The organism is Parasphingorhabdus halotolerans, from assembly GCF_012516475.1.
Classification (GTDB): Bacteria; Pseudomonadota; Alphaproteobacteria; order Sphingomonadales; family Sphingomonadaceae; genus Parasphingorhabdus; species Parasphingorhabdus halotolerans.
Map to the genome: position 1 here is coordinate 2,815,384 of NZ_CP051217.1, position 22,298 is coordinate 2,837,681.

21 protein-coding genes and 1 pseudogene are annotated in these 22,298 nt (G+C 53.6%); 8 read left to right on the forward strand and 14 right to left on the reverse strand.

Features of this window, described 5'->3' with window-relative positions:
* Window positions 1-3 precede the first annotated feature (3 nt).
* A complete protein-coding gene (locus tag HF685_RS13825; RefSeq protein WP_246218626.1) occupies window positions 4-939 on the forward strand; it encodes a TauD/TfdA family dioxygenase in 936 nt (311 codons plus the stop codon).
* Here the strand turns inward: HF685_RS13825 and HF685_RS13830 are convergent.
* The gene (locus HF685_RS13830; RefSeq protein WP_168820494.1) at window positions 932-2,650 is read right to left on the reverse strand and encodes a solute:sodium symporter family transporter; all 1,719 of its coding nucleotides are present in this window, start codon (window positions 2,648-2,650) and stop codon (window positions 932-934) included. The genes HF685_RS13825 and HF685_RS13830 overlap by 8 nt on opposite strands.
* Window positions 2,651-2,677: 27 nt before the next feature.
* On the reverse strand, window positions 2,678-4,018 hold the full coding sequence (locus tag HF685_RS13835; protein WP_168820495.1) for an alpha/beta hydrolase family protein: 1,341 nt from the start codon (window positions 4,016-4,018) through the stop codon (window positions 2,678-2,680).
* A gap of 369 nt (window positions 4,019-4,387) precedes the next feature.
* Here HF685_RS13835 and HF685_RS13840 point away from each other — a divergent pair, with 369 nt between their 5' ends.
* Window positions 4,388-5,584, forward strand: a complete 1,197-nt coding sequence (locus HF685_RS13840; RefSeq protein ID WP_168820496.1) for a S8 family peptidase — start codon at window positions 4,388-4,390, stop codon at window positions 5,582-5,584.
* 29 nt (window positions 5,585-5,613) lie between these two features.
* Window positions 5,614-6,408 (forward strand): DUF6065 family protein, encoded by a 795-nt coding sequence (locus HF685_RS13845; RefSeq protein ID WP_168820497.1) that lies wholly within the window; start codon window positions 5,614-5,616, stop codon window positions 6,406-6,408.
* 9 nt (window positions 6,409-6,417) lie between these two features.
* Here the strand turns inward: HF685_RS13845 and HF685_RS13850 are convergent, their stop codons facing one another.
* From HF685_RS13850 to HF685_RS13865, 4 genes are all read right to left on the reverse strand, one after another.
* Window positions 6,418-6,681 carry a hypothetical protein gene (locus HF685_RS13850; protein ID WP_168820498.1) on the reverse strand — a complete coding sequence of 88 codons (264 nt, stop codon included), beginning with the start codon at window positions 6,679-6,681 and terminating at the stop codon, window positions 6,418-6,420.
* A 214-nt stretch (window positions 6,682-6,895) separates the two neighbouring features.
* Window positions 6,896-7,237 carry a helix-turn-helix domain-containing protein gene (locus HF685_RS13855; protein WP_246218627.1) on the reverse strand — a complete coding sequence of 114 codons (342 nt, stop codon included), beginning with the start codon at window positions 7,235-7,237 and terminating at the stop codon, window positions 6,896-6,898.
* A 436-nt stretch (window positions 7,238-7,673) separates the two neighbouring features.
* On the reverse strand, window positions 7,674-8,888 hold the full coding sequence (locus tag HF685_RS13860; RefSeq protein WP_246218628.1) for an ABC transporter permease: 1,215 nt from the start codon (window positions 8,886-8,888) through the stop codon (window positions 7,674-7,676).
* Complete coding sequence (locus tag HF685_RS13865; RefSeq protein ID WP_168820499.1) at window positions 8,885-9,847, reverse strand: ABC transporter ATP-binding protein; 963 nt, start codon at window positions 9,845-9,847, stop codon at window positions 8,885-8,887. The genes HF685_RS13860 and HF685_RS13865 overlap by 4 nt, the downstream gene beginning before the upstream one ends.
* Before the next feature lie 44 nt (window positions 9,848-9,891).
* Between HF685_RS13865 and queG the strand changes: the two genes are divergently transcribed.
* Window positions 9,892-10,950, forward strand: coding sequence for a tRNA epoxyqueuosine(34) reductase QueG (gene queG / locus HF685_RS13870; RefSeq protein ID WP_168820500.1), 1,059 nt, complete (start codon window positions 9,892-9,894; stop codon window positions 10,948-10,950).
* Here queG and HF685_RS13875 read toward each other — a convergent pair.
* The 3 genes from HF685_RS13875 to HF685_RS13885 are packed head-to-tail and all read right to left on the reverse strand — an operon-like array spanning window position 10,947 to window position 12,000.
* Window positions 10,947-11,312, reverse strand: coding sequence for a hypothetical protein (locus HF685_RS13875; RefSeq protein WP_246218629.1), 366 nt, complete (start codon window positions 11,310-11,312; stop codon window positions 10,947-10,949). The genes queG and HF685_RS13875 overlap by 4 nt on opposite strands.
* Window positions 11,313-11,314: 2 nt before the next feature.
* Window positions 11,315-11,581 (reverse strand): hypothetical protein, encoded by a 267-nt coding sequence (locus HF685_RS13880; protein ID WP_211051526.1) that lies wholly within the window; start codon window positions 11,579-11,581, stop codon window positions 11,315-11,317.
* Window positions 11,578-12,000 (reverse strand): EI24 domain-containing protein, encoded by a 423-nt coding sequence (locus tag HF685_RS13885; RefSeq protein WP_168820501.1) that lies wholly within the window; start codon window positions 11,998-12,000, stop codon window positions 11,578-11,580. Before HF685_RS13885 ends, HF685_RS13880 begins: the two co-directional genes overlap by 4 nt.
* A gap of 106 nt (window positions 12,001-12,106) precedes the next feature.
* Between HF685_RS13885 and HF685_RS13890 the strand changes: the two genes are divergently transcribed.
* Entirely contained in the window at window positions 12,107-13,105 is a 999-nt protein-coding gene (locus HF685_RS13890) for an adenosine kinase (RefSeq protein WP_168820502.1), read from the forward strand.
* A gap of 6 nt (window positions 13,106-13,111) precedes the next feature.
* Here HF685_RS13890 and HF685_RS13895 read toward each other — a convergent pair whose 3' ends face one another.
* From HF685_RS13895 to tsaD, 3 genes and pseudogenes are all read right to left on the reverse strand, one after another.
* Window positions 13,112-14,650 (reverse strand): lipopolysaccharide biosynthesis protein, encoded by a 1,539-nt coding sequence (locus HF685_RS13895; protein WP_425500162.1) that lies wholly within the window; start codon window positions 14,648-14,650, stop codon window positions 13,112-13,114.
* A 99-nt stretch (window positions 14,651-14,749) separates the two neighbouring features.
* Window positions 14,750-15,751: an NAD(P)H-dependent glycerol-3-phosphate dehydrogenase gene (locus HF685_RS13900; RefSeq protein WP_168820503.1), complete on the reverse strand. Its 1,002-nt coding sequence runs from the start codon at window positions 15,749-15,751 to the stop codon at window positions 14,750-14,752.
* Window positions 15,748-16,781 (reverse strand): annotated as a pseudogene (gene tsaD / locus HF685_RS13905) (tRNA (adenosine(37)-N6)-threonylcarbamoyltransferase complex transferase subunit TsaD). Before tsaD ends, HF685_RS13900 begins: the two are co-directional and overlap by 4 nt.
* A 65-nt stretch (window positions 16,782-16,846) precedes the next feature.
* Between tsaD and hemC the strand changes: the two are divergent.
* From hemC to HF685_RS13920, 3 genes are all read left to right on the forward strand, one after another.
* Window positions 16,847-17,809, forward strand: coding sequence for a hydroxymethylbilane synthase (gene hemC / locus HF685_RS13910; protein ID WP_246218630.1), 963 nt, complete (start codon window positions 16,847-16,849; stop codon window positions 17,807-17,809).
* Between the two features lie 38 nt (window positions 17,810-17,847).
* Window positions 17,848-18,486 carry a uroporphyrinogen-III synthase gene (locus HF685_RS13915; RefSeq protein ID WP_168820504.1) on the forward strand — a complete coding sequence of 213 codons (639 nt, stop codon included), beginning with the start codon at window positions 17,848-17,850 and terminating at the stop codon, window positions 18,484-18,486.
* A gap of 61 nt (window positions 18,487-18,547) precedes the next feature.
* Window positions 18,548-19,522, forward strand: a complete 975-nt coding sequence (locus HF685_RS13920; RefSeq protein WP_168820505.1) for a mitofilin family membrane protein — start codon at window positions 18,548-18,550, stop codon at window positions 19,520-19,522.
* Between the two features lie 11 nt (window positions 19,523-19,533).
* Here HF685_RS13920 and HF685_RS13925 read toward each other — a convergent pair whose 3' ends face one another.
* Together HF685_RS13925 and HF685_RS13930 are read right to left on the reverse strand one after the other, a co-directional pair.
* A complete protein-coding gene (locus tag HF685_RS13925) occupies window positions 19,534-19,932 on the reverse strand; it encodes an acyl-CoA thioesterase (protein WP_168821540.1) in 399 nt (132 codons plus the stop codon).
* Window positions 19,933-20,173: 241 nt separating this feature from the next.
* Window positions 20,174-22,255 (reverse strand): S9 family peptidase, encoded by a 2,082-nt coding sequence (locus HF685_RS13930; protein WP_168820506.1) that lies wholly within the window; start codon window positions 22,253-22,255, stop codon window positions 20,174-20,176.
* Between the last annotated feature and the right edge of the window lie 43 nt (window positions 22,256-22,298).

Consider the following 22,298-nt stretch of genomic DNA (forward strand, 5'->3'; position numbering starts at 1 on the left):
GATATGAAACAGCAAATGTGGAATGAGCAGAATTTCCCGGAAATTGTCGAAGCGGGCAGAGATACATCACTGCCAGAGCATCTGTCTCGGAATCGCGATGCTTTGGATGAGTCTCTTCATCAGACAGGTGCGATCCTGTTTCGCGGGTTTGCAGTACCGGAAACAGAAGATTTCGATGCCGTTGTGCAGGCTTATGGGGCAGAGAATTTCCCCTATAAGGAATCGCTTTCCAACGCGGTGCGGATCAATCTGACGCCGCGGGTTTTTACTGCCAACGAGGCACCCCCAGAGACCAGCATCTTTCTGCACCATGAAATGGCGCAGACGCCCCTCTATCCGTCGAAATTGTTTTTCTACTGCAATATCGCTGCAGAGAAAGGCGGTGAGACGCCGCTCTGCCGTTCGGATATATTGCTGGAGAAAATGGAGGCGGCCGATCCTGCATTGGTTACAGAATTTGTCACCAAAGGCGTGCGCTATTCCCATACAATGCCTGGGCAGGATGATGCAGGCTCAGGGCAAGGGCGCAGCTGGCGTAGTACTTTGGGAGTTGATGAGACAGATCAGGCCGAGCAACGGCTCACCGCCTTGGGCTATGAATGGCAATGGCTTGAAGATGATGCCCTACACGTCACTTCACCAAAGCTGGACGCCGTCCGAACGTTGGCCGATGGCCGGAGGACGTTTTTCAACCAGCTGATCGCCGCGTATCGTGGTTGGGCAGACAAGCGCAATGATCCTTCCAAATCCATCTGTTTCGGCGATGGCTCGCCGATTGATTCAGAGAAGATGGAGAAAGCAATTGCACTGGCGGATGAGCTCAGCTTTGATCTGCAATGGCAATCGGAAGACGTTGTTTTAATTGATAATTTTCTGGTAATGCATGGCCGGCACCCGTTTGAAGGCACCCGAAAGGTGCTGGCTTCGCTGATCAAATAACCACTGGCGCCTTTTGTTGCATTTTGGCGGCCCAGATCCAGTAGATGATGTTGGCTAATATTATTGAAAAAATCAGCGTGTAGAACAGACTGCTAAGCCCTGCGACTGATGACAGTCCAAGCCCCGAGAATAATAGGTATAAAGCGATCACGCAGGAAAATAGTGTTGCCGCCAGCGGTTTCGCAAAGCGCCAGGGAGTCAGGTCGATTTTGGCATTGGGCGTGAATTCCCACGCCTCTTCGCGCGGCCATAATGCTCCACAGATGAGCATGATCAGAACTTCGATCCCGAACAGGATCGCATATTGGTGGAGGAAGTGGATTGTCACAACGTCGTCAAAAACGAACCGCAGCAGGCCATAGGCGATGACATGAAAGCCGATCACCAGTTTCGCACCGAGCGCCGGAACGCGGCGGGTGAACAGGCCCATGATCACGATCACCACAGTCGGGATATTGTAGAAGCCAGTAAGAATCCGGATAATCTGCCACAGACCCTGCTCGGCAAAATAGAGCATCGGTGCAACGACGAACGAAAAGAGCGCGATTACCACACTGGCAATCTTCGCGACACGGACCAGATCCCGATCGCTTGCCTTGTCTTTTCGCCAGGGATTATAGACATCGAGAACGAACAAGGTAGCGGCGCTGTTGAGCAATGAGTTGAAAGAGCTGAACACAGCACCGAGCAAGACCGCTAAGAAGAAACCGGCGAGATAAACCGGCATCACATCCCGGATCAAGCGCGGATAGGCTTCATCAATTGATCCCAGTCCAGGGCCATAGAGATGAAAGGCGATGACACCAGGTATCATCATCATAAACGGCACCAGCACTTTGAAGAAACCGGAAAAGAGAACGCCTTTTTGCCCCTCCGCCAACGATGCTGCGCCCAAGGTTCGCTGGATCACATATTGGTTGGTGCACCAGTAGAAAAGATTGGCGAACAACATGCCGGTAAACAGCGTGCCAAATGGCGTTGGATCATCTGCGCTGCCTATTGCGTTGAGTTTTTCGGGATGATCGGTGGTAAGTTTGGAAAGACCTTCGGTGAAACTGCCATCGCCCAAAGCGATCAAGCCGAGCACCGGCACCAAAATCCCAACGATCAACAACCCAATGCCATTGATTGTGTCCGAGACAGCAACGGCCTTTAGCCCGCCAAATATCGCATATACCGAGCCGATTAGGCCGATTGTCACCACCGTCGCCACCAGTGCTTCGAAATAGCTCAAACCCAAAAGCTCCGGCACATTGAACAGCTGCATCACGGCAATCGAACCGGAATAAAGCACTGAAGGGATCGTGACCAACCCATAGCCGAGCATGAACAATACCACCGACATCCGCCGGACGTTGGCATCAAAGCGGTCGTTGAGAAATTCGGGGAGGGTCGTAAACGCTCCCGCCAGATAACGCGGGAGGAATATCAGCGCCATTGCGATCGTGGCGACCGCCGCTGTCACCTCCCACGCCATGCTGCTCATATTATAGCCATAGGCCGAGCCGTTGAGGCCGATTAGCTGCTCGGCCGAAAGATTGGTGAGCAATAAAGAGCCAGCAATGAATACGCTGCCCAACCCACGCCCGGCAAGGAAATAGCCGTCCTTGCTGTCCACGCCGCCGCGTGTCTTGCGCCATGAAATCCAAGCGACGAGTCCCATGAAGAAGATACAGCTGGAGATGGTAAGGAGCAAATTATCCTGTGACACTATGCATCCTCAACGCGTCAGCCATGATTATTGCCGTTTCTCTTTGCGATGCATCTCCAGTCCAACCGCCCAGCGGCGCTGGAATCCTCTCCAGTGATTTTCCTGATCGGGGCCCGCCATTTTCCCGTTGAGTTGCTCGCCGAAACCGGTTGGCCAGGTTCCTGCATTTGAATCAACGGTCGGTACATTCAGATAGTCGGCTTTGGCCGTATCGCCCTTCAGATTAAGGTCTAGGAAAGCCGTTACAAAATGCTGGTTGATCGCGTTTAAACGATCGCTCCGCCAAACCGGTTCTTTCAAGAATTCCGAAGCGGTGAAGGCACTGTCGGCCGGTAACTCAAATTCATTGCCAACAATATTATGCCTTGCCTCGCGATAGACCAGCATATGGCGATCCGATCCGGTCATATTGTCGAACAGCCAGGATACGCCCTCTTTGAAGTTCACAACATCGTCTTGGTTTCCTGCAATGACGAGAACTGGTTGTGTGATTTTCGCGAGACTGGCTGCATTCCATGCCCGGCTATCCGGTTGTCCACCCCATGGCGCGATCGCCACTAGTGCCTTGATCGGCAATTTTTCTTCTGCGGCTTTTTGCATCGCCGTTCGGGCGTCTTCGGGAATATTAGCCATTGGATCATTAGCATAGGCATAGGGCGCACCCGCCGAAGCAATAGCGCCATAACCACCCATGGAATAGCCGATCAAACCGACATTTTCTGAATCAATCTGCGCTGTATATCCCCCAGGGCCGGCTTTAGCGGCTTGCAATATCTGGGTAAGAATCTGCCGCTGGTCCAGTGTGCGGTCGACCAAGACATTGCCGAAAGACAGCAAAAACGACGTCACGCCATCAATCGGTGCGTCTCTATGATCAATCGATGCAACAACATAACCGTGTGAAGCGATGTGCTCTGCCAGATTGCTGAACTGTGTATCCCATCCACCGAAGCCGTGTGACATAAGCACCAGCGGGTATTTTTCGCCGCTAAGAGCGGGTGCATCGGGAATGGCAAAGCCTTTGCTGACCAGCGGAATCGGCTCCTTCCCCGGCAATTGCATCTGGTGTGAATATTCGGCTGTCCGCGAGCCCGGTTTGATAGCCGCCGGATACCAGAAGCGGACACTGACTGTCCGATCTGCATCGGTCAGATTTCCGGTTACCGCGCCCCATGCGGTGATTTTTGTGCGACCATCCAGAACAAATTGTTTGACGGTTGTTCCAATTTGATGTTCGCCCGGTCGACCAAGTTCAGGGGCCTCCCCGTTTTGACCTTCATGAACGGTTGGTGATGCCACATATGCAGCGGTGCCTGCGCCAACCAGACATAATCCGGCAATTGCGCCAAATATTGTTCTTTTTCTCATCCGTATTCCTATCCTTGATTTGCTCACGATAGGCGAGTCCAAAAAGAATAAGAGGCCATTGCGATGGTCACCATATTGGTCCTGCTCGAGCTGGTTTTTTTGGTCACCGTCCTTATTTCGAACTGCAAAACTACGCGGTAAAATCACCTAGTAATGCAGCTTGGTAAGGATGCTAGGTAAAGCCAAGATATTGTTAGGCTAAGATAATTTCAGTACATAAGAATCGCGATTTCCGCTGATAGAAATGAATTTGCAGTCGAAAATCAATCGGCAAAAAGTGGAACGCTCGGGTGTGGTATCAGCCACCGTGCAAGTGCAATATGCACCTTGTTACGCGCATGACTGAAACAATTTTCTATGGAGAAGATCATGCCTAAATCCCCCAAAAATGAGCGTAAACCCGTTATTGTAACCTTCAAGCGTAAAGATAAACGCTCGACCAAATCTGACAAGCAGGAAATTCTGCAATCGGCGATCAACGCCGATGTGAATTTTCTGACGTCCAATGACTTTTCGAAGCAGGCGCGCGCAGTCGGTTCAGGAGAAGATCTGAGCATGATTGGTTATGATGTTAACCGCTATAAAGCCCCTCTGCTCATGGCCAATCTGACCAGCGATGAGATTGACAAGCTCAAGAAGAATAGTGATGTTGCAAAGGTTGAAGCGGATGGCAAAATGTACGCACTGGATGGTCCTAGTGCGCTTGCGCAAACCACCCCCATCGGCGTCACTCAGGTTAAGGCACCTGCAGCGTGGCCCAGCAGTCAGGGCGAGGGCATCAAAGTGTTTATTTGCGACACCGGCATTGACTCTGATCATCCCGATCTTGTTTCCAACCTCAGGGATGGCAAGAGTTTTGTGACCAACGAAAGCACCACCGAAGACTTTCACGGTCATGGTACCCATTGCGCCGGCACTGTGGCCGCTGCGATGAACAATACTGCCGTAGTCGGGGTTGCGCCTTATGCTTATCTGTATCCGGTTAAGGTGCTCGCCGCCAATGGCAGCGGCAACTGGAGTTGGCTGATTGCGGCGCTCGACTGGATCATGGACAAGAAGGGCGCTCGTGTCGCAAGTATGAGCCTTGGCGGTGGTGGCGCGCCAACAGCGCTCGGTGATATGTGTGAAGCGGCTTACGACGACGGCGTCTTGCTTGTCGCCGCGGCGGGCAATCAAGGACCCGGGCCGAATACCGTAGGCTTCCCGGCCAAATACCCACATGTTATGGCAATCGCGGCTGTGGATAGCTCGGATATTGTGGCTGGTTTCTCCAGCCGCGGACCAGAAGTGGAAGTTTGCGCACCTGGTGTGCAGGTACTCTCCACCACCCGTGGCGGCGGGACCGGCACCATGAGTGGCACATCCATGGCTTGCCCTCATGTGTCGGGTGTGGCTGCGCTGGCTTGGGGATCGCATCGCGGTTCCAATAACAAACAGGTCCGCTGGTTGCTAAATACGTTCGTCGATAAGGTCGGTGATCAGGACCCGTTGAAATATGGCAAGGGCCGGGTGGATGCAAATACCGCTGCATTCTATCTAAACAATCCTCCGGAATTTGTGATCTGATACCCGGAAGTTCAGGAAAGGGCGGGCGTATGAGTGGAGATGGATTTCGTATCGAGATCATCAGCTTGGTGAACAAGTTCCGCTCGCCCGCCCCTTCGTCACCCCGCACCCGGGAGAATGTGCCATCCGGTTACGGGACCAGAGAGCAATGTCGGCCATTTGTCGCGGCAGCCGCGCTCGGTTTTTCCATCCCGTCGCCATTCGGATGGGGTTTTTGTCTGCCGGACGATGTGCCGACTGGTGCCCGATCCTTCCGTTCTCCGATCACTGGGGGTTGCGCTGATCGGCTATTTTACGTGCTTGATGATCCGGCTTATGGGTTTGAACATAATCAATTCAGCATTCCGGACGAAATTGCGAAGCTCGCGGGTCCTTTTTTGATTCCGGGGTTAAGCTTTTTCAACCGCAGCGATCAGCAGGATATGGTGAAGCTGCACCTTCCCTATATCTTCCGGACGCATGAGGACTGTGGTTTATTGTTCCTCCCACCGATTAACCGCGACAACGGCAGTAGACTAAATATAATGTCCGGGTTGGTAGAGACCGGCTGGTATGCCGACGCGGTCAATCTGGCGATTGAGCTACCATCCATGCCAAGCGCCATCCATATCGCGGCGGGAGAAACGATTGCTCAGGCAGTTCCAATGGCAATGGATGCAGCTAAGTCCGACCTCGTGCTGCTCGCACAACATCGCCGCAAAGCTCGTGATACGCTGTCTGCAATGGCTGAATGGAAGAACCAGCATGATAAGGACCGTTCGGCCTATAAAAGGCTTTCCAAGGTCCATCATTTAAAGGAAGAATCTAGCGAGCTGGTCAGTTAGGACCAGAATCTAATTCTCAAGAGCACGCATTTCGCCATCGGGTTCGATACGCGCGATATCCTCTCGTTCGGATAGCAAGCGCAAGCCGTTCGCGGTGATTGTCGCCACGATGATCGGCATGTTACCCATTTCAGAGACAATATTGATGCCCTCGCTCTTCAGATCTGGACGGGCAGCACCCTCTTTCAGGGTAATGATGACCCGCTCTTCATGCGCTTGATTATCCTTGTGGGCTTCAAACCCCTTGCAAATGTTTTCGCTAATATCGACCATGTTTTTTTCTCCTGATTCGGCAGATTTGCAAATATTGGACAAGCTTTTATCGTTTTGGGGAGTGACTATCGGGCTTGATGCGTCTTGCTGGTTAGTTTCTACCGGACTGCAGCCAACAAGGATAAGCGCCAGGGCAGGGCTGACTTGCAACACGGCAGTTGGGTTGTATCGTTTTTTGTAAAAGATCATCTCTTATGGTCCCGATTCGCGCCGACTACTGGATCGCCTGTCCATTCCTGAGGCGTGTCTGTCCATTGTCTATCATGGGTTCTGTTTGATATCCATCAACCTGAAGCAGCCCCGCCATGACCGCGCAGGCAATCATGTGGGTTCGGTTCTTCGCACGAAGCTTCAAGCGAATATTCTCAATATGTCGGTCAACCGTGCGCGGCGCGATATCAATCTGCTGGGCTACTTCCTTTGTCGATAATCCCTGCGCGACAAATTCGAGAATCTCCAATTCACGCGCGGTGAGGACCGGATCACTGTTCAAACTTTTTCGTTGCAGCATCACAAGGCTCACTTTCCAAAGCTCATAGATGACAACAGCTGTCATCCCAATTGCCCCCGATGGTTTATTCGATTATGATTTTCTGGTGCGATGCCTTCTTATTCTCGCGAACGAATCGCGAAAAGGCCAGAAGGTTACACATTACACTAATCGGGCCAAAACATTGCCAATTGCGATATGCGCTGTTTCCCCTCAGCAAATATCACCCCTTTGGCTATAACATTTTCTTTCTGCCAATGTTAAGCTTATAGCCTTTCCAAATGGTGCACGAATAGGATAAATATGCCCAAGCCAAGTCTCTGAATTTACGTTGATTTACAAACTGGAGCGGCGCTGTGTGGTTGATTTCCCTTAGTAATTCCTGTCAGGAAAATCACTCGTAAGTCCACACAAGCGAATCACCGGATAGATTTGGGTGAAAGAAGAAGCTCTTGCCAGCTTGCTGTCGACAAATCGATGCAGCTCTTCACATTCGCGGTGCCTAGCGCCCCCTCACCCGTTTCCATAGACCCTTTTTCCGGGCACTTTGACCGGACTTCATAACATTGCGGCGAAACAGCATAACGCTGAAACGTATTATGATGAGAGTGAAAATACCCTGCCAGATCAGCGCCAGACCATGTTGCCAGATATTGTCCATTTGCGCAGCGCGCGCGATCATCGCGAAGGGGGAACTGAACGGAAAGGCAACTGCGAACCATTCTATTGGTTCGCCCAGTTTTGTTACCGTCAACGCTGCCAGAAAGAAGACCAAAAGCTGCCCCATGGTAACCGGCATTGAGAGGGTTTGCACTTCCCGCACGGTAGTTGCCATCGCGCCAATGCCAAGGAACAGAGATCCGAGTAGTAAATAGGCCATCGAGAAATAGAGCACGAGCAGGATACAGAATATCGGCCAGCCAACGGCAGGAGCGGCTAGCGCGGGTAGGCCGCCTCCGATTGCTGCAACCGCGATAAAGCCGAGGGTTGACCAAACTGTTATACCGACCAACGCCATGCCGAGCATGGCAAACAGCTTGCCGAGAAATATCGCGTCCATCGGGATCGCAGCGGCGAGAATTTCGATGATCTTGTTGGTTTTCTCCTCGACCAGATTGGATAAAACCATGCCAGCCAATATCATGGTCAGCAGGATGAGTATCACTTGCCCGCCCTGGGCAGTGGCTAGCTGTGTGCGTCGGTCAGAACTGTCTGTTGAGGCGACATAATCGGTTTTTACCGGGATGCTCTGTGTGCCCGAGAGCGCGGTTTCGGCCAGCAATGCGGTTCTGCCTTGCCAGCGTTTTACATCGCGCTCGGAGCCGGTTAGCAGGGGCGCTTCTAGAGAGCCGGAAATAATCGCGGTGAGCGGCTTCTGAGCGCTATCGAGCTGGTCTTTGATGTTTGTCGCGTCTGGCGCCACATCAGGTAGCAGCAACAAATCCGGTATGGCCTCGTCGCCGAGACTGGCGGAAAGCTTTTTCTTCGCCTCCAGCAATTGTTCCGATTGCTCAGCTGTTAGTGCCACGCCGATGACCGGTCGATCAATGTCTTTGGAAACCTGAGACCCCAAGCCGCCTGCAAACACTCCAATGCCAAGCGGGAACAAGGGACCCAGCAAAAAGAAAAAGAATGATTTTGAGAAAATAATCGCCGTGAAATCGCGTCGGGCAATCACGTAAGCCGCGCGGGCGGTTTCGATGAAGCCTTCCATCATACCGCCTCTCCCATTGCTGCTTGGGCAGCATCGGCTTCCATTTTTCTGGCAACTGCCTCGCCCGCAATATGGACAAACGCATCATGCAACCCCGGGCGTTCGATGGAAAGGGATTCGATCCCGGCTTTCCCTTCAATCAACGCATGCAGCAAGGGTTCAACGCCGCTCTTTGGAAGTGTGAAATGCCAATTGTGGCCGAGCGGCTGGCAATCACCAGGGATTGCCGAACGCCAGGTGCCATCGAGTTCTCGCGTTTCAAGGTGAACTTGAGGGCGCAACCGGTCTCTGGCTGTTGAGACTTTTCCGGTAAACGGAATCTTGCCGTGGGCGACAATTGCGATTTCTTCGCACAACCGCTCGGCATGGGCGATGACATGAGTGGAAAAAATTACTGTCACACCCTTGTCTGCCTGACCGCGTATAAGCCGTTCAAGCTTGCCCTGGTTAAGCGCATCAAGGCCGGAAAATGGCTCGTCGAGGATGATGAGATCCGGCTCATGTACGATTGTGCCAAGCAGTTGTACGGTCTGCGCCATGCCTTTGGAGAGTGCACGAATTTGCTTGTCGATAGCATCGCCAAGCCCGTGATCAGCCATCATCTGCTTGCCGCGCTTGCGTCCTTCGGCCAGAGGCAATCCGCGCAGCGCGCCCATGAAGGCAATCGCATCATAAGCTTTCATCGACTGGTATAGCCCGCGCTCTTCTGGCAAATAGCCGACCTGATGGGACTTGCTAATCGGGTTCGGAGACCCGAGCAGAAACCGCTCGCCTTCGTCCGGATCAATAATCCCCAGCAGCATGCGGAGCGTCGTGGTCTTGCCTGCGCCATTTGGTCCCAATATCCCGAAAATACTGCCTTTTCTGATGTTGAGATCGATGCCGTCGACGGCAGCCTCTCCATCAAAGCGCTTAATGATATTACGGGCTTCAATCGCATATTCTAAGTTGCTGGAAGTCATTTACGGCTTTCAAATAGAGATCATGTGTTTGATAGGGAGGGACTATGGCCGATGACAAGTTAAGATTGACCGAAAAACTCGAAAAAAAGGCATGTGAAGAAGGTTTTGTTGCCTTTGGTATCGCGCCTGCGTCATTGGCTCCACAAACGGGAAAGCGTCTGCAAAAGTGGCTGGCAGAAGGTGCGCATGGCACCATGATCTGGATGGAGGGCCGCGCGGATGAACGTGCTGATCCGAAGCGGTTATGGCCGGAAGTACGCTCGGTCATCATGCTGGGGATGAGCTACGCACCAAAAATCGATCCGTTCGCGCTCGCAGATCAGGGTGATCGTGGGCGAATATCGGTCTATGCACAGGGCAAAGACTATCATGACGTAGTAAAAAAGGCACTGAAACGGATCGCCGGATGGCTGGTTGGGGAAACTTCAGACGTATATCCAGATGTCGGAGTGAAGGTGTTTGTCGATACCGCACCGGTAATGGAAAAACCGCTGGCCGAAGCGGCTGGGATAGGCTGGCAAGGGAAGCACACCAATATTGTGAGTCGCGATCACGGCAGCTGGCTATTCCTGGGTGCAATTTACACTACGCTGGAGCTATCTCCGTCACCTTCAGGAGAAGATAGCTGTGGAAGCTGCAATGCCTGTCAGGACATCTGCCCGACCAACGCTTTTCCTGCGCCCTATCAGCTCGACGCCCGGGCGTGTATATCCTACCTGACGATAGAGCATGAAGGGCCCATCCCGATTGAATATCGCAAAGCAATGGGCAATCATATCTATGGTTGTGACGATTGTTTGGCGGTTTGCCCATGGAATAAATTTGCCCGGGCGGCTGCGGCAAACAAGGCTTTTTTGCCGCGTGCGGAAATGGCGGCCCCGGCATTGGCTGATTTGCTCGCGCTTGATGATGCCAGTTTCCGGGCAGTGTTTTCCGGTTCACCGATCAAACGGTCCGGTCGTAACCGGATAGTGCGCAATGCGCTTATCGCGGCGGGCAATAGTGCCGATCAAGCTCTTGTTCCGCCAGTTCAGGCGCTGTTGGGTGACGATAACGAGGCTGTGAGAGAAGCAGCACAGTGGGCGCTTGAAGAGTTGAACTAGCGGATACGCAAAGCATTCACACAGGACACCCGATCCACTTCCGCACCATCACTGCGACGCGTATCAATATGGGTGACCCGCGCATCGCCACCGCCCGGTGGCGGATAAAGATAGGCATCCAATATGCACGCTCCGCTCGAAAATTGCAGTTTGCGGCCTGGTGCTTCCGCAACATCTTGCGCCGGATCGCCAAAAAGACGGATCAGGTTGCTCGCTGATTTTCCCATTACGATATCGAGACCCTGCACATTTTGCAGACCGGGGTTGTTGTAGGTCGCCGGCAATCCCGGTGCGACGTTGCCTGTTGAAGCGCAGGCTGCAAGCATTGGTATCAAGAAAACGACAGAAAATTTACGGATCATGGCTATTGTCCTGCTTCGCGCCTGCTGTGAACTAGATGTGTAGCCATAGCGGCTCCCAATACCGGTGCAAGAAAATTGACGAAGGGCACAGCGAGAAGTAGCGCGGTGATAATGCCTAGGCCAAATCGCGTCATTTTGGGTAGCTGCCAATGGCTGTCAATCTGTGAAAGGCCTGAAACATGGCGCGAGGCCACCATATCCTGCAAATCTCGCCCGATTAGCAGTCCGTTCACGACAAAAAAAGCGATTGCCGTACCGATGCCAGTCACCGCAACATGATATAGATCGGGGCCGCGAGCAAATTATATCCCAAAGCGCGAAGGGCCGAGCGCAGCCCCATTTTAAGACCCAGCGCATAGCTTGGCGGCTTTGCGGTTTCCGCTCTTGCCGGATAATGTTTTGTTTCAACAGCATCCACCACATCATCGGAAAATATGTTGAGCACGAAGATCGCAATGACCCGAAACAGAAATGCAGCGGTCAGCAGGCTGATCACCACGGCCGTGGCAGCGGCTGCCAGACCGCCATTTTCCGGCAGCGCGAACGAGAATATCCAGACGAGCAGAAAATAGGTGCCGGTCCCCAGTAACGCCAGCAATAGCAACGTCAGCGAAAATACTTTGAGCAGCAGGATCAATATCCGGCGGTCGAACAATTGACCGATTGACAAGAACAGGGCGTTGAACATCAGGGTTCCATGTCACGGCAACAGGCCCTGCGTCAATTCTGCTTGATGAAGCGCGTTCAAATCCCTATCGCACGGCCTTGATCAGATATGATATAAAGGATTCTTTATGACCACCGAAGCCCGCTATGATATTGTTGCCATTGGCAATGCAATTGTTGATGTTATCGCGCAGGCTGACGATGCGTTTCTGGAGGAAGAGCAGCTCACCAAAGGCAGCATGGCCTTGATCGATGCGGCGCGGGCGACTGAGTTATATAATGACATGGGACCAGCACGCGAGATCAGCGGTGGTTCCGGCGCGAATACGCTGGCTGGGGCATCTACATTGGGCCGTCAATGCGCGTTAATTGCACAGGTTGCAGATGACCAGCTCGGTGAAGTTTTCGCACATGATATCCGCGCAACCGGGATTGATTTCGATGTTGCACCTCTGGGCAAAGAGCCGCCTACCGCGCGCTGCCTGATTTTTGTAACGCCTGACGCACAGCGCACGATGAACACGTTTCTGGGAGCATCACAATTTTTACCAGCAAGTGCTGTTGACGCAGAGCTGATTGCCAGCGGCGCGATTCTTTATCTTGAAGGTTATTTGTGGGATGCTGAAGAGCCAAAGGCGGCGATGGCATTGGGTATCGATATTGCCCGCCAAAATGGTCGCAAAGTTGCGTTTACCTTGTCTGACGGATTTTGTGTCGACCGCCATCGTGATGAATTTGTCGGACTTATCAAAGACGGCAAGATCGACATTCTCTTTTCCAATGAAGATGAGATTAAATCACTTTGCGAAACAGATGATTTTGATGCCGCTGTGGCGCAAACTGCCAAGCAGGTTGAAACGCTTGTTGTCACCCGTAGCGAAAAGGGCGCGATTGCCCTACAAAATGGAACGACTCATTCTGTCGCTGCGGAACCGGTTGCGAAGATCGTCGATACAACAGGTGCAGGAGACTTGTTTGCTGCCGGTTTCCTGAGCGGATATATTGAGCAACGCTCCATGGAGGATTGCCTGACCATCGGCGCGGTTGCCGCTGCAGAAGTCATTTCGCATTATGGCGCGCGTCCCGAGGCCGACTTGAAAGCGCTGGTAACTGCGCACTTGGGTTAAAGCCACCTAGCTTTTCATCTTGAATAATGTGCGATCTTCGGGGCCGAAACCCCATTTCCAGATCACCAGGGCATAGCTGCCAAGGATCATTGGAATACCGACGACAAGTTCTGCCCACTCCGGCAGGAAGGTCACAAGGTAACCGACGGCGACGGCAACCGCTATTGCGAGAAGCAGCGTCCAGCGCCACCCATTGACCGGTGCCTTGAGCAGTTTGGACAGGAAAATCGCCTTCACGATCGAAGCATATCCCAATGCCACCATCAACGCACCCGCGACCGCAGCAGCTTGAAATAGCGGAGGCCAACCCATGCGCAGGCAAATCTGGATGAAAGCGACGCTGAGAGCGGCCTGCAGCAACAGCATCGAGAGCGAAATCAGCAGGTTGCGGTGCCGCGCAATATAAACCAGCGCCGCTTCACTCACCACAGCAGTGGCCGCTACCGCTTCTGCTGCCAGCAGAAACGCTAAAGCGCCGGTTCCGCCAACGAAATTGGGACCGATCAATCCCATCACAGCCTCGCCAGGGATGGCCAAAGCCAAAGCAATGCCGATTTGTGCTGCGATAATCCAGTAGCCGACCTGGCTCACTTGGCCAGCAATCGCTTTCATATTGCCCGCTTCAAGATTGCGGGTAATCACTGGCCCTAAAATCGGATCAAAGCTGGTCTTAAGCTTCTGGGGTAAGCTAGCAACTTGCTGGGCTATATAATAGACGCCGACAATTGCAGGGGAAGCAAACAAACCGAGGATTGCAAGATCCAGGCGGCGCGAACCCCATTCGGCGGCGTCCGCGGCGGCGAGCGGCATGTTACGTTTAGCGAGGCTTGCTATTTTTAACGGTTTGGGTCGCCAGCCCCAAGGCAACCCATAGCTTTTGAGCAATGGCCACAAGGCCGCTATTAGCGCAGCAAACATGGCGACGACATAGGAGAGGATTAGCCCGTCGCGCAGCGAGAAGAACGGCATAAACGGCAGTGCAAACCAAAGGGCGGCAAAGCTGATCGTCCAAGGCTCTACAACGGAGCGCGTGCGCACGGTCGATGCAATGTCATAGCGATATGCGAGGGCCGCCAGAGCAATATCAGTGCCTGCAATCATGAAAATCACCAGTGGTAAAAACCGGTCCAGCCCGTTTATTTCGCTATTGGGAAACATGATTTGCGGGAAACTAATGAGTATTATGGCGGCGATGGTTGACGCAAAAAAACTGACCAAAAGCCCATCCCAAACAACATGAACATGCGGACGATCCGTCCGGCTTAGCTGTTCAGCCAAACCTCTCCGCAGACCCAATGTCGCAAGCTGTGCAGCAAATTCCACAATGAGGATGGCATAGGCAAAGCGGCCCAACGCTTCTGCGCCATACATCCGACCTGCAATGAATAGAAAGGGAAGCCGCGCTGCCAAGCGCAACAGAAACCCGAAAATATTCGTCCGCCCGCCTTTGGCTAGCTTGGCAATATCTTCCTTTTCGTCCTCTCCGGCGATTTTCTGTGCAGCAGGGGAAGCGCTAACCGATCCTGAGGATTCAGGGCTGTTCAAAAGGAAATCTCCGACTAGCGAGCAAGCAATTTCCCAGTTTAGACAGTTCAGTGCAGCTTGTCATCTTTTGGCTGTGAAGTGGTCGGACTGAATATTGCTTTAACGGCGTTCCGATACCAACGGACGGTTCATCAACTGCGAAACGACTGATTTCGGATCGGTGTTGCCTGCAAGCAGCGCGCAGACCGCATCGACTATCGGCATCTCGACACCTCTCGACTGCGCGTCTCTCTGCAGAACTGGCGCGGTATAAGCGCCTTCTGCAACGGTATTCCGATCAGATAAAAGTGTTTCTGCAGATTGCCCCTCGCCCAGACCCTTGCCAAGTGAGAAATTCCGGGAGCTGGTAGATGAGCAGGTCAATACCAAATCGCCCAGTCCGCAAAGGCCGGATAGCGTTTCTGCCTTTGCGCCGCGTGATGCTCCGTAACGCAGCATTTCGGCAAAACCACGGCCGATCAGAGAAGCGCGTGCATTTTGTCCGAGCCCAGCGCCATCGACAACGCCGCAACCGATGGCGAGCACGTTTTTCACTGCCCCGCCAATTTCCGCGCCGAGAATGTCGTTAGAGAAATAGGGCCGGAAGCTTGTTTTTGCGATCAACGGGTTGATCTGATCCCAAAGCGCTTCATTCTCGCAGGCCAACGTCAGGGCTGTCGGCAAACCCTTGGCAACTTCATGTGCGAAAGTCGGCCCGGAAAGGACGGCAAGCGGATTATCGGGCCTGATTTCCTGGGCAACCTCACTCATTAGTAACTGGCTATCCGCTTCAATGCCCTTGCAGCATAATATTATGGCGGCGTTGGTCTCCGGCAGGGTGGCAAGGCAGCTACGCAAATGCTGCGCAGGTGTTACCATCAATAAAACATCTCGTTCGGCCATGTCCGCAATGTCGAGTGTTGCTCGGATATTTTGTCGTAAGGAATGACTGCTGAGGAACATCCGGTTTTCATGAGCTTGGTTGACCTGCTCTACGACTTCCGGTTCGCGGGCCCATAGTAGTAATTCATCCTGACCTTCTGAGAGCACCTGTGCCAATGCGGTACCCCAGGCACCGGCGCCCACTACACCAATTCTCGCTTTGGCATGTACAACGATCATGCTTTCACCCCCGCACCACGCGCTTTTTCAGCGTTCGGATCAAGTGGCCAGCGGGGGCGTGCCGGGGCGTCCAGACCATCGATAAGTCCAGCGGCAAATCGCTCCGCTCCGGCCCATGCGATCATCGCAGCATTGTCGGTGCAAAGCCACAATGGCGGCGCGGTAAATTCCATGCCGTGGTCCGCCGCGAGCTGCTTGAGCATAGCGCGGATCGGTCCGTTTGCAGCCACACCGCCTGCAACGACGAGACTAGGCACGGGGTCGTTTTCGCGAATGGCTTTTTCCAGTCGGTCCATCAAACAATCGACGGTGGCTTGCTGAAATGACGCAGCGATGTCTTGCGGTTGATATTCCCCGCTTTGGTGTGCGCGGACAACGGCGCTCTTCAAACCGGCAAATGAAAAATGCGGTTCCTTTGATTTTAGTAAAGGCCGGGGCAAGGGACGGCAGAAGGGTCTCCAGTTGCCGCCAACGCCTCGACTTTTGGACCGCCGGGGTAACCTAAACCCAGAATCTTTGCGGTTTTATCAAAAGCCTCTCCAGCCGCATCATCAATCGTTGTTGCGAGGCGGCGATATCGATTAACGCCCTCGACCCGCAATATCTGACAATGACCGCCCGAGGCCAACAGCAGCAAATATGGAAATTCCAAATCCGGATTTGCCAGCCTTGGTGACAGAGCATGACCTTCCAGATGGTTAACAGCGATAAGCGGCTTGCCCGCCGCCATTGCCAACGCTTTACCGGTGACAAGCCCGACCATGACACCGCCGATCAAGCCGGGACCAGCGGTAGCGGCAATCGCGTCGACGCCGTCCAGTCTCAATTCGGCGTCATCCAGCGCGGCTTCAATCAGCGGGGTCAATATTTCCGCATGTGCTCGCGCAGCAATTTCCGGCACGACGCCGCCAAAGGGTGCGTGCGCGGCCTCCTGAGCAGCCAGCTTATGGGACAATATTTCGCGGTTTGAAGTGACCAGCGCTGCTGCTGTTTCATCGCAGCTTGATTCAATACCCAATATGATGCTCATAAGCCTAGTAGTTAGACACTCGAGCGATTAGAACAAGACTTATGAGTAACCCGGTTAACGATAATATGGATGATAAAAAAGAAATGCGCCCCGGGATAGACCGGCCCTTGCGTATCGGAACCCGGCAGTCTCCATTGGCGATGGTGCAAGCCAAGATGGCAGCCAAGGCGATTATCTCTGCGCAGGGATGGCGAAATGATCAAGTTGAACTAGTGCCGATGATTGCCACTGGCGACAAAATCCAAGACCGTGCGTTGGCTGATGTCGGCGGGAAAGCGCTTTGGACCAAGGAATTGGACCGCGCTCTCGCTGAAGGCGAGATTGATTGTGCTGTGCACAGCATGAAAGATGTTGAAACCATCCGCCCTGATGATTTCACGATCGCCGCTATGCTGGAGCGCGCTGACGTCCATGACCGTTTAATTGGCGCGAAAACCATCAAGGATCTGCCTGAGGGCGCGATAGTGGGGACTGCATCCCCGCGCCGCAAGGCCCAGTTGCTGCGCCACCGTCCCGATCTGGATATCCGTTTGATTCGCGGCAATGTTCAAACGCGTCTGAAAAAAATTGCCGATGGGGAATATAACGCGAGCATATTGGCCGCCGCTGGTCTGGACCGTCTGGACATGGGCGATGAGGGCCGGAAAATTTCCACCGGGCTGATGTTGCCCGCCCCGTCACAAGGGGCAATTGGCATCGAAACGCTAAGCGATGCGCAGGATGTTCGCCGTCTTTTGCACGCGATTTCCCATGCCGATACTTTTCGCTCCGTGATAGCGGAGCGCACTTTTCTGGCCGAGTTGACCGCTGATTGTCATAGTCCGGTCGCGGCATTGGCGAGGGTTCGCGCAAATGATGAAAATACCTCCGAGATAGAGCTGCGCGCGCAGATATTATTGCCCGATGGTAGCGAATCTGTATCGGAAAGCATTGTATTTCCTGTAGGAGACGTCAAAGCAGCCGCTAATCTGGCCGGTAAAATGTTGGGTCAGGCCAGCGCCGAACTTAAAGCTGTATTTGGCCGATAATGCCGCCTGTATTGATCTTGCGGCCTGCCGACAGTGCAATGCAAACTCTTAAGCGGGCGAAAAAGCTGGGGCTTGATTGCGTTGCCGACCCATTGTTTTCCATACAGTCAAAACCGTGGATAGCGCCGCCCAAAACTGATTTTGACGCCCTCATGTTTACCAGCGCCAATGCGGTGCATTATTCGCAAGAGAAACTATATGATTATAGGGTTTTGCCAGTAGTTTGCGTAGGGCGGGCAACCGCAAAATCCGCGCGCGATGCCGGTTTTCAAGTCGCTGTCACCGGTGATGGCGGGGTCGATGACTTGATGGGGCTACTTCCCGGCAATGAATATACCCGAATTTTACGGCTTACCGGAAAGCATCATATCAAAATCGCGCGCAATGACCGCCAGATTACGATCAGACAAGTTTATGAATCTGTAGCGCAGCCACTGGGGCGTAAAGCACAGGGCATTATGACGAGCGAAAATGTAACTCTGCTCCACTCTGCGCGAGCAGCAACTATCTTGCGTTCAGAAATGGATCGCCTCGGTGTAGAGAGAACGCATACCCATATTGCGGCTTTATCAGAAAATATCGCCACAGCAGCGGGAACCGGCTGGAAAAGCGTGCAGGCTGCGAGGGTGCCAACCGACGATGCTTTACTGTCATTGGCGAGCGCTCTATGTGGATAACATAAAGGTCAGTTAAAGGCCGACACCGCGCTGTCTGTGCGGACGAACATAAGGAGCCGGAATGAGCCGGGACTACGAAAAATCATCGTCTTCGGGTACAAAAAGCAATCTTACCCGAAATGTATTGATCTTGATGATTGTGGCATTTGTCGGCGGAGCGATTTTGGCTGGCTGGGTGTTTTCGCGCTACAATCCTTTTGATACTGGGAGCGCTGATACCATCGAAACTTCGCAAAGCGGCGATGCTGAGGTCACAGACCCAGCTGCCGCGCTCGCCAAGCGGGTTGATGCTGATGGCAAGGTTTTGCCGCCGCCTGCAGCAACTGGGGACTCCGACACACTTACTTTGACGTCTGACAAGGAACGCGCGCTAGCGGTTCGGGTCGGTGATCTGGAAGACCGCTTGTCCCGCATCAACGTTCAAGCACAGGCAGCTTCGGGCAACGCCGCTCGCGCTGAAGGATTGCTTATTGCCTTTGCAGCCAGACGCGCATTGGATCGTGGCTCACCACTTGGTTATATCGAATCGCAATTGCGGCTTCGCTTCGGCGATGCGCAACCCAAGGCCGTCACCACAATTGTAAATGCATCGCGCGAACCTGTGACGCTGGAGGAACTGGCCGCCGACCTTGATGAATTGGGCTCTACGGTCGTTGCAGGCTCTAGCGGGCAGGGTTTCTGGGTCGATATGAAACGGGAACTTTCCGAGCTGTTTGTTATCCGTAAAGAAGGAACGCCATCCCCTGCGCCGCAGCAGCGCCTTATTCGGGCAAAACGCTATGTTGAAAATGGCAATGTTGAAGCTGCAATTGCCGAGATGGAAAAACTGCCAGGCATGATGAATGGCAATGAAGATGCCACAAAATGGATGGAAAAAGCGCGGCGCTATAATGAAGCGCGGCGGGCCTTGGACGTGATAGAAACGGCCGCCATATTGGAGCCACAGCAGTTGCGGGCGGCAGACGGCGAGCGTGTTGATCAGCCATCGCCATTGGCTCCGGCACTCGGTGCGCCCAAGCCGATACCGGCACCTTGATAGTTGGCGCCTTAATCGGTACCAAGAAACAGCGCGGATAATTCCGCCGGAACCCGGACGGGCCGCTGGCTGGTGCGGTCAATAATCGCCCAGTTGGTTTTGGCCTCCACCTTTATCTTGCCGTCTGCGCCAGTGAAGCGGACATTGCGCCAGAACCGCGCGCCCTTGGGCGGATCGGATATCCATGTTTCGCCGGTCACGATGTCCCCCGCGCCGACATTGCCGCGATAATCAATCTCGTGCCGACTGACGACCCAGATATAACGGTCGATGGCGTCCTGCGACGCGATGGCGTTCCAGTGGCTGGTCGCCATCTCCTGAATCCACCGCACCCAGACCGCATTGTTAACATGGCCTAGTTCGTCAATGTCGGATGGCTGGGCGGTTATGGTGAGGGTGAAGGGGTTCAGGGGCTGCTCCTGTGCAGGGGAGTGAGTGCAGGAAAAATGCTTTCTGCCATAATTCTATTTCCTAAATCATTCAGCATGATCTGCCCTCTCCCATAGGGAGAGGCAACCGAAACTTGGCAGCTTGGCTGCCTAGTGGAGGTCGGTGAGGGGATGAAACTCTAGAGCGTAGCCCCTCACCGAGCGGCGCTAAACAGCAAGCTGTTAAGCTCTACTTGCCTCTCCCCACGGGAGAGGCAGAAACTCACTCAGCCATTCCCATCTGCCAAAGGATAAACGCATATTCCTCGGCGGTTTCCTGCACGCGGTTCCAGCGGCCGGATTTGCCGCCATGCCCTGCGCCCATGTTGATTTTCATCAGCAGCATATTGTCATCGGTCTTGGTGGCGCGCAGTTTTGCTGTCCATTTCGCTGGCTCCCAATAAGTCACGCGCGGATCGTTGAGGCCGCCGGTAATCAGCATCGGCGGATAATCCTGCGCGCTGACATTATCATAGGGCGAATAGCTGCGGATATATTCAAACGCGGCCTTGTCGGTAATGGGATTGCCCCATTCCGGCCACTCGCCCGGTGTCAGCGGCAGGCTTTCATCCTGCATGGTGTTAAGCACATCGACAAACGGGACATGCGCGACCACCGCGCCCCACAGATCGGGGTCGCTATTGACGATGGCGCCCATCAGCTCGCCGCCCGCGCTGCCGCCCGATGCGGTTACCGATCCTTTGCTGGTGTAACCTTTGTCGATCAGGCCTTTGGCGACATCGACAAAATCATTGAAGGTATTTTCGCGCTGCATCAGCTTGCCCTGCAAATACCAGTTCCGGCCCAAATCATCGCCGCCGCGAATATGGGCGATGGCATAGATGAACCCGCGATCTACGAGGCTGAGCCGCGAGGTTGAAAAGCTTGGCGGCACGGCATAACCATAAGCGCCGTAAGCATAGAGATGCAGCGGCGCGCTACCATCCAGTTTCGTGCCGTTCTTATAGACCAGGGAAGCCGGAACCATCGCGCCGTCACGGGCTTTGATCGTCAGCCGCTCGGTTGTATATTCCGAAGCGTCATAGCCGGAGGGAATTTCCTGTACCTTGAGCGTTTCAAGGCTCTTGCCTGCGAGGCTGTAATCATAAACCGTATCCGGCGTAACCATGGATTCGTAGGACAGCCGCATCTTGCTCACATCAAATTCGGGATTATCGTCAAGGCCGGCATTATAGCTGGCTTCGGGAAACGCGATGCGCTCAAATGCAGTGGGCGCGTCATAAGACCGTATCTCCACCTGATCGAGGCCATTTTCGCGGCCTTCGGTGACGAAGAAATCCTTAAACGGCGTCATGTCGGTCAGATAAAATTCATCCGATCCGGCGATCAGCGTTGACCACTCACCCGGATTATCAAACTTGGCCGATGCCAGCCGGAAATTCACATGATCATCATTGGTCAGGATATAGAGCGTATCATCATGCTCCTCTACCGAATATTCGCGGCCCTTTTTGCGCGGCGAAATCAGGATTGGTTCGGCGCGCGGATTATCGGTAGGGACCAGCCGCACTTCGCTTGTTTCATTATCACCGGTGGCGATGGCGATAAACTTTTCCGAATGGGTCAGACCGATGCCAACGGTAAACCCGTCCTGCTCTTCTTTATAAAGCTCGATATCATCTTTGATATCGGTACCCAGCACATGGAGCCGCGCATTGTCCGTCCGCCAGTTTTCATTTGCCAGTCCGTAAAGCAGGCACTTTGAGTCCGCAGACCAGACCAGACTGGAAAGCGTGCCGGGGATGACGTCCGGCAAATCTTCGCCTGTCGCCAAATCGCGGATATGGGCTTCAAACCGTTCCGAGCCGTTATCGTCATAGGCATAGGCGAGCAGCTTGCCGTCCGGCGACACTGAAAACGCGCCCAACCGAAAATAATCCTTGCCCTTGGCCAATTCGTTTTCATCAAGGATCAGCCGGTCTTCATCTTCGACCCACGCGGATTTGCGGTACCATTTCTTATACTGCGCGCCCTCGTCAAAAGCGGTCCAGTACATCCAGTCCCCGTCTTTCTGCGGTACGGAAGACTCATCTTCTTTAATCCGCGCCTTCATCTCGGTAAACAGCTCGTCGGTCAGCGGTTTTTGCGCCGCCATATTTTGCTGGAACCACTGGTTCTCGGCTTTCAGATATTCCAGCACATCTTCATCATCGACCGTGGGATAGCTTTGATCTTTCAGCCAGAAATAGGGGTCTTCAATCGTGTAGCCGTGGCGCTCGTAACTATGCGGGCGTTGCTCTGCGATGGGCGGGGATGTCATTGGTGTGGCTTTGGTTTCCGTCATGGTTGTTTCTGCTGCTTCTTCCTGTGCGAGTGCGGGCTGCGCG

Excerpts from the sequence above, each read along its gene's own strand:
- HF685_RS13915 (WP_168820504.1), top strand. The coding sequence starts at position 17,848 with ATGCAAACTCTTAAGCGGGCGAAAAAGCTGGGGCTTGATTGCGTTGCC.
- HF685_RS13840 (WP_168820496.1), top strand. The coding sequence starts at position 4,388 with ATGCCTAAATCCCCCAAAAATGAGCGTAAACCCGTTATTGTAACCTTC.
- HF685_RS13850 (WP_168820498.1), bottom strand. The coding sequence starts at position 6,681 with ATGGTCGATATTAGCGAAAACATTTGCAAGGGGTTTGAAGCCCACAAG.
- HF685_RS13825 (WP_246218626.1), top strand. The coding sequence starts at position 4 with ATGAAACAGCAAATGTGGAATGAGCAGAATTTCCCGGAAATTGTCGAA.
- HF685_RS13920 (WP_168820505.1), top strand. The coding sequence starts at position 18,548 with ATGAGCCGGGACTACGAAAAATCATCGTCTTCGGGTACAAAAAGCAAT.
- HF685_RS13890 (WP_168820502.1), top strand. The coding sequence starts at position 12,107 with ATGACCACCGAAGCCCGCTATGATATTGTTGCCATTGGCAATGCAATT.
- hemC (WP_246218630.1), top strand. The coding sequence starts at position 16,847 with ATGGATGATAAAAAAGAAATGCGCCCCGGGATAGACCGGCCCTTGCGT.
- HF685_RS13875 (WP_246218629.1), bottom strand. The coding sequence starts at position 11,312 with ATGATCCGTAAATTTTCTGTCGTTTTCTTGATACCAATGCTTGCAGCC.
- HF685_RS13930 (WP_168820506.1), bottom strand. The coding sequence starts at position 22,255 with ATGACGGAAACCAAAGCCACACCAATGACATCCCCGCCCATCGCAGAG.
- HF685_RS13865 (WP_168820499.1), bottom strand. The coding sequence starts at position 9,847 with ATGACTTCCAGCAACTTAGAATATGCGATTGAAGCCCGTAATATCATT.
- HF685_RS13855 (WP_246218627.1), bottom strand. The coding sequence starts at position 7,237 with ATGACAGCTGTTGTCATCTATGAGCTTTGGAAAGTGAGCCTTGTGATG.
- queG (WP_168820500.1), top strand. The coding sequence starts at position 9,892 with ATGGCCGATGACAAGTTAAGATTGACCGAAAAACTCGAAAAAAAGGCA.
- HF685_RS13835 (WP_168820495.1), bottom strand. The coding sequence starts at position 4,018 with ATGAGAAAAAGAACAATATTTGGCGCAATTGCCGGATTATGTCTGGTT.
- HF685_RS13860 (WP_246218628.1), bottom strand. The coding sequence starts at position 8,888 with ATGATGGAAGGCTTCATCGAAACCGCCCGCGCGGCTTACGTGATTGCC.
- HF685_RS13900 (WP_168820503.1), bottom strand. The coding sequence starts at position 15,751 with ATGATCGTTGTACATGCCAAAGCGAGAATTGGTGTAGTGGGCGCCGGT.
- HF685_RS13885 (WP_168820501.1), bottom strand. The coding sequence starts at position 12,000 with ATGTTCAACGCCCTGTTCTTGTCAATCGGTCAATTGTTCGACCGCCGG.
- HF685_RS13845 (WP_168820497.1), top strand. The coding sequence starts at position 5,614 with ATGAGTGGAGATGGATTTCGTATCGAGATCATCAGCTTGGTGAACAAG.